This window comes from Vibrio sp. 10N.247.311.51, assembly GCF_041467855.1.
Classification (GTDB): Bacteria; Pseudomonadota; Gammaproteobacteria; order Enterobacterales; family Vibrionaceae; genus Vibrio; species Vibrio coralliirubri.
Window position 1 is genome coordinate 117272 of sequence record NZ_JBFSVK010000006.1, and the last position, 15263, is coordinate 132534.

Consider the following 15263-nt stretch of genomic DNA (forward strand, 5'->3'; position numbering starts at 1 on the left):
TTCGGCCAAGGTATCAAAATTTCGTACAGTTCAGATGATATGCATCAAGATCAAAAGATATACACTGTGTTACATAACCAAAAAGAGGTGCTCGTCAAACAGGCAGAGGTTGAGATTTGGTTTGCGATAGATTAGTAGTGCGGAATTTTCGTGCTTGGGCTAAAACGTACGTGTAATAGCCCAAGCGCGTTAGAAATATTATCAGATGATAATATCAGTGAATGAGTTCTTAGAACTTATAGGTTTGATACTAGCAATTGAGGTGTCGCTTTCTGTTGAAGATAGATACTAAAGCAACTTCCCTTACCTACCTCCGATTCAACTCGGATCTCGCCGCCAGTTTGGCTCAAGATACTTTGAGAGACTGACAACCCTAACCCCGTACCATCACGTTTAGTGGTATAGAAAGGCGAGAAAATGCGTTTCAGTTGTTCTTCCTTAATACCGCAGCCTTCATCTTGAACATGAACGATAGCGCCATGGGACACACCATTTTCAACCCAGTCTTCACTCGAAATGGTTAACGTGCCCTGACCGTCCATTGCATGAATCGCGTTCATTTGTAGGTTAACCAAAATCTGCAGTAATTGGTTTCGGTTCACTTCGACTGAAGTTTTAGCGTTCAGCTGTGATACGTACACAATGCCTTTCTTCTTCGCGCCTGTTTTTACGAGCGTAATACTTTCATCCACTATTGGGTTGATATGTTGCCACGTAATTTCGTCTTGTACGCCACCGTGACGGCTGTATTGAAGCAGGCTTCGTGTAATATTTCGAATTCGGTCAATCTGCTCCATGATCGCGTGAACTTCCTCGTCTACACGGCTCACTTCATCGCCCAGTTCAAACTTCATCAATTCAACGTTGCCAAGAATCACGGCGGTTGGGTTATTGATCTCATGAGCAATACCCGCCGTTAATTCACCTAACGCGGCCAGTTTTTCATTGACCACCAGCTTGTCTCTGGCTTGATTGAGCAGTTTGATGTGCAGTTCGAGCTCTTCGGTTTTCTCTTTCAAACTCGCAGTACGAGAATGCACTTTGCACTCAAGTTCAGACGCCGCTTGTTGAATCTCTTGATTACGCTCGTGCAGTAGATCCAACATCTTGTCGAACTGTTTAGCGAGTAACGTTAGTTCGTGTTGATCATCCAAACCTAACGTACCAATTCGCTTGTCTTGGCCCATCTGTACTAGCTTGACGACCTTATGGATGCGTTCAATTGGGTTGAAAAGATCACGCGCGCCACGGTGAACGATCAAACCGGATGCCAACAGCAGCAACACAATGGTAATGCTGATTTCGCCAAGGTTGGTCAAGTAGGTTTCTATCAGCGGCCAAATCAAATAACCGGTGTAAAGCATGCCAATCACATTATTGAACTGGTCATGGATTGGTTGGTAAGCCGTGATGTACCAAGCATCGTAAACATACGCTCGATCTAGCCACTCTTTACCTTCATTTAAGACTTTTGAGTGAACCTCATGAGAAACACGCGTACCAATGGCGCGCCCTACACTGTCTTCACTGCTCAAAGGCACGTTTGTGCTGACACGAAGATCATCAAGGAAAACCGTGACCGTCCCTATATGACGATTAAACCCTTCTCGTTGGGGATAGATAAGGTTGCTGATTTGGTCAACAAGTTGAGTACTGTTATTCAGTAAGATCCCACCATCCAGAAAACCAATCACATGATCATGTTCATCTTTGATGGATACAACGGTTCGGCTTACCAATCCGCGAGTCTCAACTTCTTGCCCATTGAGCATCGGAACTTCCGCTTTTTTAGCGAGGTCACGATCGAGATAATTGAGTTCATTACGGCTTAAGACACTGAAAAAAGAAGACTTGTGAGTTAAGTTTAGATACTCGAGTTTCTTCTCCATACTCTCGACACTGCGCCAACGCAGAAAATCGAGCTCATAGCGAGATTTGTTCTCAGACACCCAGCGAGTTAGCTCTTCGTGTGAAAGATCACTCGCGAGTTTGGTTCGAAAGTTATAAGACTCGGCAAACGCACGAACGTTGTATGCTTGCTGATTTTGGATCAGGTGAATACTGTTATCGGCAACATCCAAGCGTTCATCAACATCAATCAGAGCGCCCTGCCACGTGTAATGTATTGACCAATACAGTGTGATAGCCACAAGTGCACACAAGGTAAGAATGATCGGTGCAGATGTTAGAAATAATAGGCGGTAACGAACCATGGTTTTGAATCGGAACGCCCACTTTGACCACCAACGACGTCTAATCGGCATATTCAGAGCCTTCTGTGTTCCAATCTTTGTACTTACGCTCTAGCGTTTTACGTGCCACGCCAAGATCTCTCGCAGCTGCCGATTTATTACCATCATGGAAACTAACAAGCTGTTCTATGTGAGATTTTTCCACTTCTTTGAGTGTCCAAGTGTTTGGATAACCCTCGGCAGCGTCTGCATTATTCAAGTTTGGCATTTCTGCACCATGTGACACCGTCACTGAAATGCTAGCAGGAACAGGGTCGCCATTAATCTCGCGCCAATAGTGTGCTGGTGGCTTGTCTAAAAGAATGCATCGTTCGACTAAGTTTTTAAGCTCACGAATATTTCCCGGCCATTCGTATTCGTTCATCGCCAAGATATCTTCATGTGCCCAATTTGGAACAGGCATGCCAAGCTCGCTCGATAAAAGACGAGTAAAGTATGGAACAAGTTCAATCAGATCTGACGGGCGCTCTCTCAATGGCACCACATCAATCTTAAGTACATTGAGTCGGTAGAACAGATCACGGCGGAAGTGCCCTTTATCGACCTCTTCTTGAAGATTTCGGTTGGTCGCCGCCACTACTCGTACGTCAACGGAAATTTCCTTCTCGCTACCGACTGGACGAATGGTTCTTTGCTCTAACACGCGTAATAACGCAGCTTGCATTGGCAGTGGCATTTCACCGATCTCATCAAGGAACAAGGTGCCACCACTTGCGACTCGGAAAAGACCTTCACGGTTTTTCTTCGCACCAGTAAATGCGCCCGAGGTATGTCCAAACAGTTCACTTTCTAGAAGTTCTGGAGCAATCGCGCCACAGTTGATTGGCACAAATGGACCTGTGCGTTTACTGGCTTCATGTACACCACGAGCAACCAGCTCTTTACCTGTCCCCGACTCACCTTCTATCAGAACGGAAGCTCGAGACGGTGCAAATTGACTGATCAGCAATTTAAGCTGTTTGGTCTTGTCTGAATTCCCGATCAATTCGGTCTTGATATGACGACTAACATCACGCTTCAACGCGTACTGCATTCTTTGGTCGAGTCGCTTATCCATACAACGCAGAACCGCTTGTATCATCTGTTCGAGGTTGAACGGCTTAAGAATAAAATCTGAAGCACCAAGCTTAAGCGCAGATATGGTCATCTCTAGATCGGCATAACCCGTCATAAAAATCACATCGGCGCGTTTGTCGGTGTCGTTAAAGGCCTCTTCCCACTCAATACCAGAACGGCCTGGTAGGTTGATATCAAGGACAATCAGATCAAAATGTTCGCTCGAACGCAGCGTTTCTGCCTCTTCAACCGACCCTGCGCTCGACACCTTGCCAAAGAACTTACCCAGTGCTTTCTTTAAGATAGCCTGCATACCCAATTCATCATCGACCACCAAAACGGAAAACGCCTGATACTGAGTCAATGTGTTCGGGTTGAGATTGGATGCAGATGAACTAGGTAAAGACATAATGATTAGCCGGTGAGAAAAGTTGGGACAGAGTGTACCAATTAACCTTTTGTCCAACAGGGACAATGTGCGACATTTTGTCCTAGCTCATGTTTTGATTCATTTTAACGGGGTAAATGACGCAATTTTGTCCGAAATAACAGCAATTTAATGAAATCTGATGCATGATTTGTTGGCATTAAGATTGCTTATAAGGTGTAGATTTCTAATTACAACAATTAGCGTCTTATGCACATGCCCTTCTTTGAGCCCTTTAAAACTGAAGGCATGTCATTCATTTATAACAGAATGGACATAATAATAATGAAAGCAATTCCCCTAACTATTGCAGCTCTATCTATCGTCAGTTACACGGCTAGCAGCGCGGAAGACACCACTCATATTAAGTTGGCGACAACCACAAGTACTTATCACTCTGGTCTACTGGACTACTTATTGCCTGAGTTCGAAAAAGATTCTGGTATCAAGGTTGATGTTCTTGCCGCTGGTACGGGTAAATCACTTCGCATGGGTGAAAATGGTGACGTTGATTTGGTGATGACTCACGCGCCAAAGGCTGAAGCGAATTTCGTAGAAAAAGGTTACGGCGTTTTACCTCGCAAGCTGATGTACAACGACTTTGTCATCGTTGGCCCACAAAGCGACCCTGCAAAAATTGAATCTCAAAAAGCAGTGGCAGATGTGTTCAAAGCGATCGCGACTAATAACGTGACATTTGTGTCTCGCGGTGACGACTCTGGTACTCATAAGAAAGAGATGGGTATTTGGGCGCAAACTAAAATCGAACCAAACTTTGGTGGCTACCGCAGTGTTGGTCAAGGCATGGGCCCTACTCTGAACATGGCGTCAGAGATGCAAGGTTACACCATGACAGACCGTGGTACTTGGTTGGCTTACCAAAATAAACTGGATCTAAAAATCCTTTTCCAAGGTGACAAGAATCTATTCAACCCTTACCAAGTGATTCTCGTTAACCCTGAGCGCTACCCAAGCATTAACTACCAAGCAGCGAAAGTATTCAGTGATTGGTTGGTTAACCCTAAAGGTCAGAAACTGATTAACGACTTTAAACTGCATGGCAAACAACTGTTTGTTGCAAGCGCAGAATAGTTTGTTGTAAGTGAATAGTCGTTTTCTGTAAGTAAAAGTAGCGCTAAGGGTTCAACCCGAATCAATTAGCGCTACGCTTAACTAAGCAGTTAAGGAAGCACCTAAGCAATGTCGCCTTAAAAACTATCTTGTTTTTACAGCAACTCGCTATAAAGCTGTCTCACTTTAATAACGTTCACGCTTAACAACACATTCATGCTTAGAAACACATTCATGCTTAGAAACACAACGATGCTTAAGAGCAATAGCCGACCAATACACACTCAAATAGTTTGGGTCAGCTATGATTAACATCAGTCATTACCGATAAAACCTATTATCGATTTACACGAGATACTTCATGACCCTATGGCAAACAACGATTGATGCAATGAATCTACTTGTGAGTTTTGACCACGAATTGTGGAAAATCGTCGCGGTATCCTTCAGCGTATCTTTGTCCGCCATCTCATTGGTGATTGTTCCTGCAATCCTTATGGCTTTCTTATTGGCTTACACCGAGTTCCCCGGGAAATGGGCTCTGCTTTCAGTGATCAACACCCTGCAAGCGATCCCTACCGTGGTTATCGGTTTGTTGATGTACATGATGCTCTCTCGCTCTGGCCCGTTAGGTGATTGGCAATTGCTGTTCACCCAAAAGGCGATGATTCTAGGTCAGATGGTGATCTGTTTCCCTATCCTAGTTGCGATGATGCACGGTGCTCTGCAGGCCAGTGACCGCCGAGCGGTAGAAACAGCGCGCACACTTGGCGTATCAACCACTCGCGTGGCGTGTACCTTGATTTGGGAAACGCGTTTTCCTCTGTTGGCTGCAACCATTGCTGCCTTCTCTCGTATCGTGACAGAGGTAGGTTGTTCAATGATGGTTGGTGGCAACATTATGGGAATGACAAGAAATATCCCAACAGCTATTGCCATGGAAAGCCACAAAGGCGCATTTGCTCAAGGTGTCGCCCTCGGTATGGTGTTATTAGCATTGGCATTAGCCCTTAACTTTTTCCTTTCCAGTGTGAGAGGAAAAGGCTATTTAAGAACTTAGGAACGCTGTCATGAGTATAAAAATAACAACGCAGCAAATTTCAATGCGCTACAAAGAGCGTGTTTTGTTCCACATTCCCGAATTGTCGATCGGCCCCAACGATGCCATTTATCTCAAAGGAGACAATGGTGTTGGTAAAACGACCCTACTTAAAATATTGTCTGGATTAATTCAGCCGAGCTCAGGCCGTATTCAGTCTCCAACACAGAGCTGGCAGCAGAAGTTATTCCCACGGCTCAAGTTCAAAGACATCATCTACCTGCATCAAACCCCCTATCTTTTTGATGGCTCGGTGTACCAAAATGTCGCTTATGGCATTCGCTTTAACAAAGAGAGCCAAAAAGATAAGCGAGCTCAAATAATTAATGCATTGAGAATGGTAGGTTTAGAAACCCTGGCAGATGAGCACATTTCTGTGTTGTCTGGCGGTGAGCGTCAACGCGTAGCAATGGCTCGAGCTTGGATTCTTAAGCCTTCAATCTTGCTTATGGATGAACCAAGTGCTTCTTTAGACAAAGAATCTATTGAAAGATTGGTGATTATGGCCGAAGATCTTCTTCAGAGAGGCGCGAGTTTAGTCATCACCAGTCACCAAACTAACGCGTTAACCGATTTATGTAAGAAGCAGTGGTGGATCAAAGACAATACTTTGACCGAATCCCCGCTTCTTCAAGTTATTAAGAAAGATAAAGCACAAGAGAATATTTATGCTGCTTCCAACGCAAACTAGTTGGGTTATTTTGGCTGGCGGACAGGCCAGCCGTATGGGCGGAAAAGATAAAGGACTCGTTGAGCTCAACGGTTCTCCGCTTATTCAATACGTTATAAACAAGCTGTCACAGCAAGACGTCAGCATCACTATCAATGCCAATCGTAACTTAGACAGTTACCAAGCATTTGCTCCGGTTGTTTCCGATTCTTTCCCTGACTACCCAGGTCCATTGGGTGGCATTCATGCTGGTCTTAAAAACGCGAACACAGACTGGGTTGGCTTTGTCCCTTGCGACAGCCCGCAAATCAGTGACGACCTTGTTGAGCGTTTTTGTTCTGCAGTTAAAGAAGACAGCGACATTCTTGTCGCGCATGATGGCGAATTTAAGCAACCTGTATTCACCCTATTCCACAAGCGTGTTCTGCCAAAGTTAGAAGCGTTTTTGGAACGTGGTGATCGTAAAATCATCTTGCTATACAAAGAGTGTGTCACCGAATACGTTGATTTTAGCGATTCTCCTAACTGCTTTGTTAATCTCAACACACCAGAAGAACTCACCCAATTCGGAACGCTTCAATAATGAAAGATTCTAAACAACGCCCTAACCTTCCTTTATTGGGCTTTGCTGCTTATAGCGGTACAGGCAAAACAACCGTACTTGAAGCTCTACTTCCTCTGTTGACTGATGCGGGTTTAAAAGTTGGCGTGTTAAAACATGCTCACCACGATTTTGATGTCGATAAGCCGGGTAAAGACAGTTACCGCTTACGTAAAGCGGGCGCGAACCAAATGTTGATTGCTTCTCGTAATCGTCACGTGATGATGACAGAAACACCAGAAGCCGAAGCAGATTTTGATTACCTGCTAACTCGCTTTGATACCAAAACGCTTGATCTAATTTTGGTTGAAGGCTGTAAGAACATCGCTTTCCCTAAAATTGAATTGCACAGAGATGAAGTGGGTAAACCTTGGTTATACCCGAACGATAACAACATTATTGCTATCGCGGCAGACAGCCAAGTTGAATCAGAGCTGCCACAAATGGCGATCAGCGACTTAGAAGCGATTCGTGATTTCATCATCGATTACGCGCAGTCCTTTGACCTTGCCTCTACAACAGGCAAAGCCGTGTCATGCTCATCTTCAAAAGACGCAGCGCCAGCTGTTTGTTGTGATTCGTTCTCTCCTGCAGGTTTAACCGTTACTCAAGGTCAGCAAAAGATTGTTGATAGCATTGACGCGCTTGATCTCACAGAAAGTGTTGAATTACTGCAAGGCTACGGCCGCGTGCTGGCTGAAGATGTGATTTCACCAATCAACGTTCCTCAGAATACCAACTCTGCAATGGACGGTTATGCGATTCGTAGTGAAGATCTAGAATTGGACAGCTACAACATCGTTGCTGAAGTCATGGCGGGTCACAGCTACGAGCAAATCGTTCAACAAGGTGAAGCGGTTAAGATCATGACCGGCGCACCAATGCCAGAAGGCGTTGATGTCGTCGTGATGCGCGAACAAGCCGTTCAAGATGGCGATAAGGTTAGCTTTCCTGATGCTAAAATCTCAGTTGGACAAAATGTCCGTATGGCAGGTGAAGATTTAGAAATCGGCCAACCTGTCTTTACACGTGGCACACGCATCGAAGCGCCAGAAATGGGCATGATGGCGTCGTTAGGTTTTGGTACCTGCCCTGTTCTGCGTAAAGTGAAAGTGGGTGTGTTCTCTACGGGTGATGAAGTTCAAGCGCCGGGTAGCGAGCAAAAACCAAACTCTATCTACGATTCAAACCGTTTCACTATTATCGGCATGCTTCAAAAGCTTGGTTGTGACATCGTCGATTACGGTATCATCGAAGATGACGAACAAAAGATGATGGATGTACTGCACTCTGCGTCGCTTGAAACCGATATGGTGCTGACTTCTGGTGGTGTGTCTGTTGGTGATGCTGATTACATCAAGCTTGCGTTGGATAAGCTGGGTGAAATCAACTTCTGGCGTATCAACATGCGTCCAGGTCGCCCACTGGCTTACGGTAAAATTGAAGACAAACCGTTCTTTGGTTTGCCGGGTAACCCTGTTGCTGTGATGGTGTCGTTTATTAACTTTGTTGAGCCTGCGATCCGCAAGCTTCAAGGTCAAACGAACTGGACGCCAGTGAAAGCAAATGCTGTAGCAACTGAACAACTGCGCTCACGCCAAGGCCGTACTGAATTTAGCCGTGGTGTGTTCTCGATGAATGAATCTGGCGTGCTTGAAGTGAAAACAACGGGCAAGCAAGGTTCAGGTATTCTGCGTTCAATGAGCGAAGCGAACTGCTTAATCGAAATCTCACCTGCGGTTGATACCGTGAAAGTTGGCGAGACAGTGACGATCATTCCTCTGCAAGGTCGCATTTAACTCAAAACAAACACCTAAATTGACTTAGAAGCTTTTTAATTGATTTGGAAGATCTTCGCCAAAACACAAACGAAGCCCCTATATAGATTTTTTGATGTTAGGGGCTTTTTGTTCTTTTCGTTTCGAGAAAAACAACCTGTTCGTTTCCTAAAAGACAAATAGCTTAAATTACGCTAAACGTTTAGAACGATAATCTTAAGATTTCTTACCATTACCTTGAGCCACGTACGGTTTTTATGTAGAGTGCGCGCAAAGTAATAATTCTATTGGAGAGCACCATGGCTCGTACCATTCTGTACACTTACAAAGACGAAGACAAAGAGTTACTGTTTTCAAAACAAGAACACCGCACGATCCAAGAAGCTGTTGCTGCAGCTGAAGGCATCGACATCTCTGAGTATCTAAAAACTGAGCAACAGCTTGAGTTGATTTCTGATACTAAAGCGGTTCGCAACTACCAAGACAACTACTTCCGCAAGCTTGGCTTTACTAAGCTTACGTTGAAGCAAAAAGACAATCTTGGTGTTGGTAAAAAGAAGAAGTAAGCCCTCTTGGCTCTTTTCTTGATATGCCGTTTCTAGCTTTTCGTTTGTAGTTAACAACTAACAGCTAACGAAACGAAAACACCGAACAATAAAAAATGCCGCAACCTCTTTCGAGATTGCGGCATTTTTATTTGTGCTTTTTAACTATCTAACCTTAGCTAGCTTAACTTAAGTCACGATTACTTAATGTTAAGGAATGCAGCGCCACGAACGCCGCCTGAATCACCGTGCTTCGCTTTGATGATCTTTGGACATTTCGCTACAGACAGTAGGTATTTAGGGATACGCTTTGGCATCTCTTCGTAGATAAGTTCGAAGTTTGAAAGCCCGCCACCCAATGCAACTACGTGTGGATCAAGACCAGTAAACAGGTTCGCGAAACAGATAGCCAATAGCTCCATGAAACGATCAACGTGCTCAGCCGCTTTTGCTTCACCTTCGTTGTACGCTTGAATGATCTCAATCGCTTTCTTTTTCTCACCGAAGTAGTGTTCATAAATCAGTTCAAAGCCACGACCTGATAGGTAGCTGTCTAGACAACCTTTCTTGCCACAACCACAACCTAGTAGCGGTGCGTTATCGCCAAGGTGGAACCAAGCATCAATAGGAAGGCGCATATGGCCCAGTTCACCAGCAACGTGGTTACGGCCAGAGAACACTTTACCTTCGTAAACTAAACCGCCACCAAAACCAGTACCTAAAATTAGGCCTGCTACTGATGGTTCGTCTTTTAGCTCGTCATCCCACGCTTCTGAAAGCGCAAAACAGTTCGCATCGTTTTCAATTTTCACACTACGACCAATAAGCGCTTCTAGGTCTTTACGTAGTGGTTTCCCCGTTGAAGCTGGCACGTTAACAACCAGCATTGTGCCGTCGTCAGCATCTTCCATACCAGGAAGACCAAGACCAATTTTACCTTCGCAAGAAAATTCGCTGTCGTACTTCTTCACCAAACCGGCAATCGTATCAAGTAGCAGTTGATAATCTTCAGTAGGCGTTGGTACGCGTTCTGTTGCTACTCGCTCAAGTTTTTCATTGAACGCACCAAATTCAATTTTTGTGCCGCCAACATCGAAGCCGTAATACATGAAATCTCTCCAATTTTTCCCTAAATTCGGGCAAATAAATTTTTCAAATTAAACATCTAGGAAGCATTATCCATAACACTCCCCCTACAAACCGTGATAGATAACAAACTTATCTCGTGTTCGAATCTGTTTGAACAACAAGTCAGCACAAAGCGGTTAAAGGTTAGAGTGACGTCTCATTTTTAGTGTGCTCTATGAAAGCGTTCAGGCTTGGTTTGGTTGGATCGGACTTATAACGTGTCTTGCTTAGCATGTAGCTTTCGCGAAATGTTTCAAACCACAGCTGTAAAGTTTTTGCGCCCCGCTCTTCACCAGCCTGTTTCAAAACCAAGCTCGCCACTTCTGCAGTCGAAAGATGTTGTTCGTTGTCTGACTTACGCATCATATATTGCGAAACCGATTCTGGTTCAATCGACAACACCGGTAAGTCTTGCAGATACTCTGAACGACGGAAGATACGTCGCGCTTCACGCCAACTGCCATCAATAAAGATCAGCAGCAACGTCTTGTTCGAATCTCGCATTTCACCAAGGTCTGCAACCACGCGCGATTTGTCATCGGTATAATCTTCAGGAAAGACCACGACTGGCTGATATTTATCGTCTTTTAGCACATCAAGCATCTCTTGATTCGGTTCAGTGCGGTGCCAAAGGTAGGCATAGCTGTCTTTAACGGTATCAAGGATTAAACGGCCGGTATTACTTGGTTTGAGTATTTCGTTGTCCGATAAGATCAACATGGTCGCGACGTTCGTATTTACGTCTGGTTGATGTTCACAGATACAGCTGTCTTGTTTGATTTTACAGAACTCACATCGAACCACTTTACACCCGCGCGCGTTAAACGGCTTGGTAGAAAGAGACAAACGGTGTTGATATAAACGGTGAAAAGCGTGGATTCTCATGGACAATAACGATAAATCTAGAAAAGTGGCACGATTGTACTTACAGTGTCCCTAGAATGATAGAAGGAATTCCCATGCAAGACCCATCACTGCTTCGCCTTGTTTGTTTTATTGTCGTTTTTGGATTGTGTTCGCTTTGGGAATACCGCTTTCCACGTAAAGCACTGACTCAAAGCAAATGGTTTCGCTGGGGAAACAACTTTGCGCTGGTTGCTTTGAACAGCTTTCTGTTAGCCACTCTAATTCCTATCGCAGCATTCCAAGCGGCGGTTATCGCACAAGACAACCAATGGGGTTTGTTCAATACCCTGTCACTTCCGAAAGAATTGACCATTCTGATCTGTGTATTGCTCTTGGATTGTGCCATTTACCTACAGCACTTGGTGTTTCACCGAGTTCCTTGGCTGTGGAAGCTACATCGAGTTCACCATGCGGACCTCGATATCGATGTCACAACCGGAACGCGCTTTCACCCTATTGAGATGATTCTTTCAATGCTTATCAAAGTGAGCTTGGTGATCGCGCTTGGTGTGCCTGTCATTGCTGTCGTGATCTTTGAAATTGTTCTTAATGCGAGTGCGATGTTTAACCATAGCAATGCACGGCTTCCACTATGGATTGATAAACGATTAAGAAAAGTGATTGTGACACCCGACATGCACCGCGTTCATCACTCGGTCATTGTGAAAGAAACCCATTCAAACTTTGGTTTCTTTTTATCTGTGTGGGACATCTGGTTTAAGACTTACCGCGCCCAACCCAAGCTTGGCCATGATAAGGTGCATATTGGTGTTCCCGAGATTCAAGATGGTAAAGAGCAACGGCTAGATTTAATGTTGCGTCAACCATTTGTACGATTCCCGACAACGAAAGACTAGGTTCGAATTCAGTTGAGTCTCAAACTTGTATTGAGATGAACTTATCTTAATACCAAAGTTATCTTAATCCGAGAACAAAACGGCCTTAGATTCTTGTGAGAACTTAAGGGCGTTTCTGTATCGATAGAATTATAAGCGTAGCTAGTGCTTCAAATCTTGTGCTGTTTGGCTTAACTCAGCACGCTCGTTTACTTTAAAACGTACTTATGAAGCATTGCTTGTTGGTGGCCAGCTATCTCTCCGACTTGCTCTGAACTCTCGATCATAGATTCAAGTTGCAGCTTAGTATTCTCGCCCTGCTCAGATACTCGAGTGATTGAATGGGTAACATCGACAGTTGCACGAGCTTGTTCTTCCGTAGCCACCATGATTTGCTCAACACGCCCTTTGATCTGGCTTACTGCAAATTCGATTTTCTCGAAGGCTTGTCTTACATCGCCACTGGTTTGCAATGCATTGGCCATCTCACTTCTCGATTCCGTTACAGAAGCACGTGAGCGATCTGCCGCCGCGACTAGTTCGTTCATCATGCTACGAATATTGGTGGTTTGCTGGGATGTGCCGCTCGCCAATTTACGCACTTCGTCTGCAACTACTGCGAAACCTCGACCTTGTTCACCTGCTCGCGCCGCTTCTATCGCAGCGTTCAGTGCCAATAAGTTGGTATTTTCAGCGATACCACTGATCATGTCGACCATTTCACGAATCTGCTTAACTCGACCATCCAAGTCAGCCATCGACTCTTCACTCATGCTAAGAGACTGCTCAAGCGCTTGTAATCGTTGTTGGTTAAGGCCAACCACTTGGCTGCCATTCACTGACTCATCTTCTGCTATTTGTGCATCGTCGTTCGATGCGTTAGAGATACGAGCTATCTCACCAATCGATGCTTCTAGTTCAGTAATGGTGGTGATCATATTCTGAAGTGATTCGTTCTGTTCGTTCAAGCTCGAATTGGTTTGCTCTGCAGCGTCGTGGCTTACTTCTGCGGTTTGGTAAAGCGTTTCACAGTTGCGCGTGACCAAACGAACCGAATCAGCTGTGGAATCAACGACCGTATTGAGCTTTGAAGTAATAACTTGCAGCTCTAACGGCCCAAGCAATTCGCTCTGTTTAGAGAAGTCATGATCTGCCAGTGAACTCAACTGTTGAGTAATGTTTTTAAGCCCTTTATTCATCCAACGGCGTAACATGAACCATGAAATCACAATGATTACGGCAATCACTAGCCCGCTGATAAACAACACACGATCAATATTGGTGATGGTTTGATTTACAATCAGTTCACTTTCATCAATCAGGTGGGAAGCGGTAGAAGACAGCTGATTCAATGTGCTAATGACGGTGTTCGCTAAGTTAATGACTTGCGTTAAGTTCTGCTCTTGCTGCTGAACCAGTTCGAGTTTCAAGAAGATTTGTTTGATTACGCCTTCTTCGGTAAAGCCTTCTTTCACCATCTCATAAGGCGCCGTCAAGCTCGCGAACTCAGCGATGTCTGGATGCCAATCGGCAAAATCGCTGTAAGCCAAGTTAAGGCCTGCGATTCGGTTTCTCAATTGACGGTATTCGTCTTGTGCTTTATCAATGTCAGATTGCATCATCAGCATCAAGAAGGTGTTCGCCATAGCAGACGCGCTGGATGTAAATCGGTTCGCGGCATCGCTCGCTTCTGGGTTGTCTTCAACCAAGAATGAGCTGATTCTATTCATTTCTGGTCCGATAGACCCAACGCCATAACGGAACTCACCCATTTTACTGTCGATCAGATTTTGCTTACTTTGAATTTCGATCTGCGCCAGCAGTACCGTGTTGGTCATGGTTTGCAGTTGCGCCATGTCATCGATAAGGTTTTGTTGTTGCTCTAAAGAGATTGCATCAGGAAAAGATTGGGAGATAAAAAGGAGTTCCTCTAGCGTGGTATTGCTCTCTGTCGCGAGTTGGTCAATTGAGCCCCTTGTGGCATTCAGTGTATCTAAGTCGGTTGATTGGGTGCTGTAAGTGAGAAGTTTTACTTGTTCTAATACGCTTTGCGTTAATTCGGCATTATCTAGAGCAAGGGGTAATGCTTGTTCCGAGAGTGCATCAAAATGTCCCCCGACCCGTTCAACGCCCCGAATGCTAACCATTGATAAAAAACTAACAAGTAAAAGAATGGAAATAAATACAGCAGTGACGGTTTGAATGAGCGAGAATGTATAACGTGAGGGTTTTATTGATAAATTTGTGTCGGGCATGTGAAATCCAGTTTGACTACGAAAAGAGATATCCTTAAGTTAGGTCGTATACTAGAAGTCCTTGATGACGTTTTTATTTCAGTTTTTTGTCAGAAGAGTTACATATGAAAATCAGAAAAATGGCTGTAGTTACAATAACTTTAGCAACATTGGCTGCTTGTAGCTCGTCACCATCGCCTTCTCAGCTCAGTCAAACCGCACAGAGACCCCTATCAAAATCAGAACAATCGACTACAAACGCCTATATGAGCGTGTATGAACAGTGGAAAGGTGTGCCATACCATTTCGGTGGGACATCATTTCGAGGTATAGATTGCTCTGCTTTTGTTCAAATCGCCGTGCAAAATGCGACTCAACAAGCCCTACCAAGAACCACAAAAGACCAGAGTAAAAAGGGAAAAGAAATTGCGTATGGGGAAGCAACAAGCGGTGACTTGGTGTTTTTCAAGACTTCGATGACGGTGCGACATGTAGGCGTTTACTTAGGAAATAATCAATTCCTACATGCTTCTACATCGAAAGGTGTGATTATATCGAGGCTGGACAACCCTTATTGGGCTTCCAAGTTTTGGCACTTTAGGCGTTTATAGCGATTCAAAAGATTCACCGCTGAACGACATAACATGAAACGTTACGGCT

13 protein-coding genes are annotated in these 15263 nt (G+C 44.5%); 8 read left to right on the forward strand and 5 right to left on the reverse strand.

Going from position 1 to position 15263, the window contains the following annotated elements; translation table 11 throughout:
- Nucleotides 1-236: 236 nt before the first annotated feature.
- The gene (locus AB6E85_RS07770) at nucleotides 237-2264 is read right to left on the reverse strand and encodes a cache domain-containing protein (RefSeq protein ID WP_050621331.1); all 2028 of its coding nucleotides are present in this window, start codon (nucleotides 2262-2264) and stop codon (nucleotides 237-239) included.
- Nucleotides 2254-3717, reverse strand: coding sequence for a sigma-54 dependent transcriptional regulator (locus AB6E85_RS07775; protein ID WP_048612064.1), 1464 nt, complete (start codon nucleotides 3715-3717; stop codon nucleotides 2254-2256). Before AB6E85_RS07775 ends, AB6E85_RS07770 begins: the two co-directional genes overlap by 11 nt.
- A 303-nt stretch (nucleotides 3718-4020) precedes the next feature.
- On the opposite strand from AB6E85_RS07775, the gene AB6E85_RS07780 reads away from it, so the two are divergent.
- From AB6E85_RS07780 to AB6E85_RS07805, 6 genes are all read left to right on the forward strand, one after another.
- Nucleotides 4021-4827, forward strand: coding sequence for a substrate-binding domain-containing protein (locus AB6E85_RS07780; RefSeq protein ID WP_017059611.1), 807 nt, complete (start codon nucleotides 4021-4023; stop codon nucleotides 4825-4827).
- Between the two features lie 340 nt (nucleotides 4828-5167).
- Nucleotides 5168-5866 (forward strand): ABC transporter permease, encoded by a 699-nt coding sequence (locus tag AB6E85_RS07785; RefSeq protein ID WP_017067174.1) that lies wholly within the window; start codon nucleotides 5168-5170, stop codon nucleotides 5864-5866.
- A gap of 10 nt (nucleotides 5867-5876) precedes the next feature.
- Nucleotides 5877-6596 carry an energy-coupling factor ABC transporter ATP-binding protein gene (locus tag AB6E85_RS07790; protein WP_050621333.1) on the forward strand — a complete coding sequence of 240 codons (720 nt, stop codon included), beginning with the start codon at nucleotides 5877-5879 and terminating at the stop codon, nucleotides 6594-6596.
- Nucleotides 6574-7158: a molybdenum cofactor guanylyltransferase MobA gene (gene mobA / locus AB6E85_RS07795; RefSeq protein ID WP_017067176.1), complete on the forward strand. Its 585-nt coding sequence runs from the start codon at nucleotides 6574-6576 to the stop codon at nucleotides 7156-7158. Before AB6E85_RS07790 ends, mobA begins: the two co-directional genes overlap by 23 nt.
- Nucleotides 7158-8975 carry a bifunctional molybdopterin-guanine dinucleotide biosynthesis adaptor protein MobB/molybdopterin molybdotransferase MoeA gene (locus AB6E85_RS07800; protein WP_372142116.1) on the forward strand — a complete coding sequence of 606 codons (1818 nt, stop codon included), beginning with the start codon at nucleotides 7158-7160 and terminating at the stop codon, nucleotides 8973-8975. The genes mobA and AB6E85_RS07800 overlap by 1 nt, the downstream gene beginning before the upstream one ends.
- Before the next feature lie 278 nt (nucleotides 8976-9253).
- Complete coding sequence (locus tag AB6E85_RS07805) at nucleotides 9254-9520, forward strand: DUF2960 family protein (RefSeq protein WP_017063882.1); 267 nt, start codon at nucleotides 9254-9256, stop codon at nucleotides 9518-9520.
- Between the two features lie 179 nt (nucleotides 9521-9699).
- Here AB6E85_RS07805 and nagK read toward each other — a convergent pair whose 3' ends face one another.
- The gene (gene nagK, locus AB6E85_RS07810; RefSeq protein ID WP_017068179.1) at nucleotides 9700-10608 is read right to left on the reverse strand and encodes an N-acetylglucosamine kinase; all 909 of its coding nucleotides are present in this window, start codon (nucleotides 10606-10608) and stop codon (nucleotides 9700-9702) included.
- 163 nt (nucleotides 10609-10771) lie between these two features.
- A complete protein-coding gene (locus tag AB6E85_RS07815; protein ID WP_372142117.1) occupies nucleotides 10772-11518 on the reverse strand; it encodes a tRNA-uridine aminocarboxypropyltransferase in 747 nt (248 codons plus the stop codon).
- A gap of 68 nt (nucleotides 11519-11586) precedes the next feature.
- Between AB6E85_RS07815 and AB6E85_RS07820 the strand changes: the two genes are divergently transcribed.
- On the forward strand, nucleotides 11587-12390 hold the full coding sequence (locus tag AB6E85_RS07820) for a sterol desaturase family protein (RefSeq protein WP_372142119.1): 804 nt from the start codon (nucleotides 11587-11589) through the stop codon (nucleotides 12388-12390).
- 188 nt (nucleotides 12391-12578) lie between these two features.
- On the opposite strand, the gene AB6E85_RS07825 is transcribed toward AB6E85_RS07820, so the two are convergent.
- Nucleotides 12579-14624: a methyl-accepting chemotaxis protein gene (locus tag AB6E85_RS07825; RefSeq protein ID WP_372142121.1), complete on the reverse strand. Its 2046-nt coding sequence runs from the start codon at nucleotides 14622-14624 to the stop codon at nucleotides 12579-12581.
- 104 nt (nucleotides 14625-14728) lie between these two features.
- On the opposite strand from AB6E85_RS07825, the gene AB6E85_RS07830 reads away from it, so the two are divergent.
- The gene (locus AB6E85_RS07830; protein WP_050621338.1) at nucleotides 14729-15214 is read left to right on the forward strand and encodes a C40 family peptidase; all 486 of its coding nucleotides are present in this window, start codon (nucleotides 14729-14731) and stop codon (nucleotides 15212-15214) included.
- The last annotated feature ends 49 nt before the right edge of the window (nucleotides 15215-15263 follow it).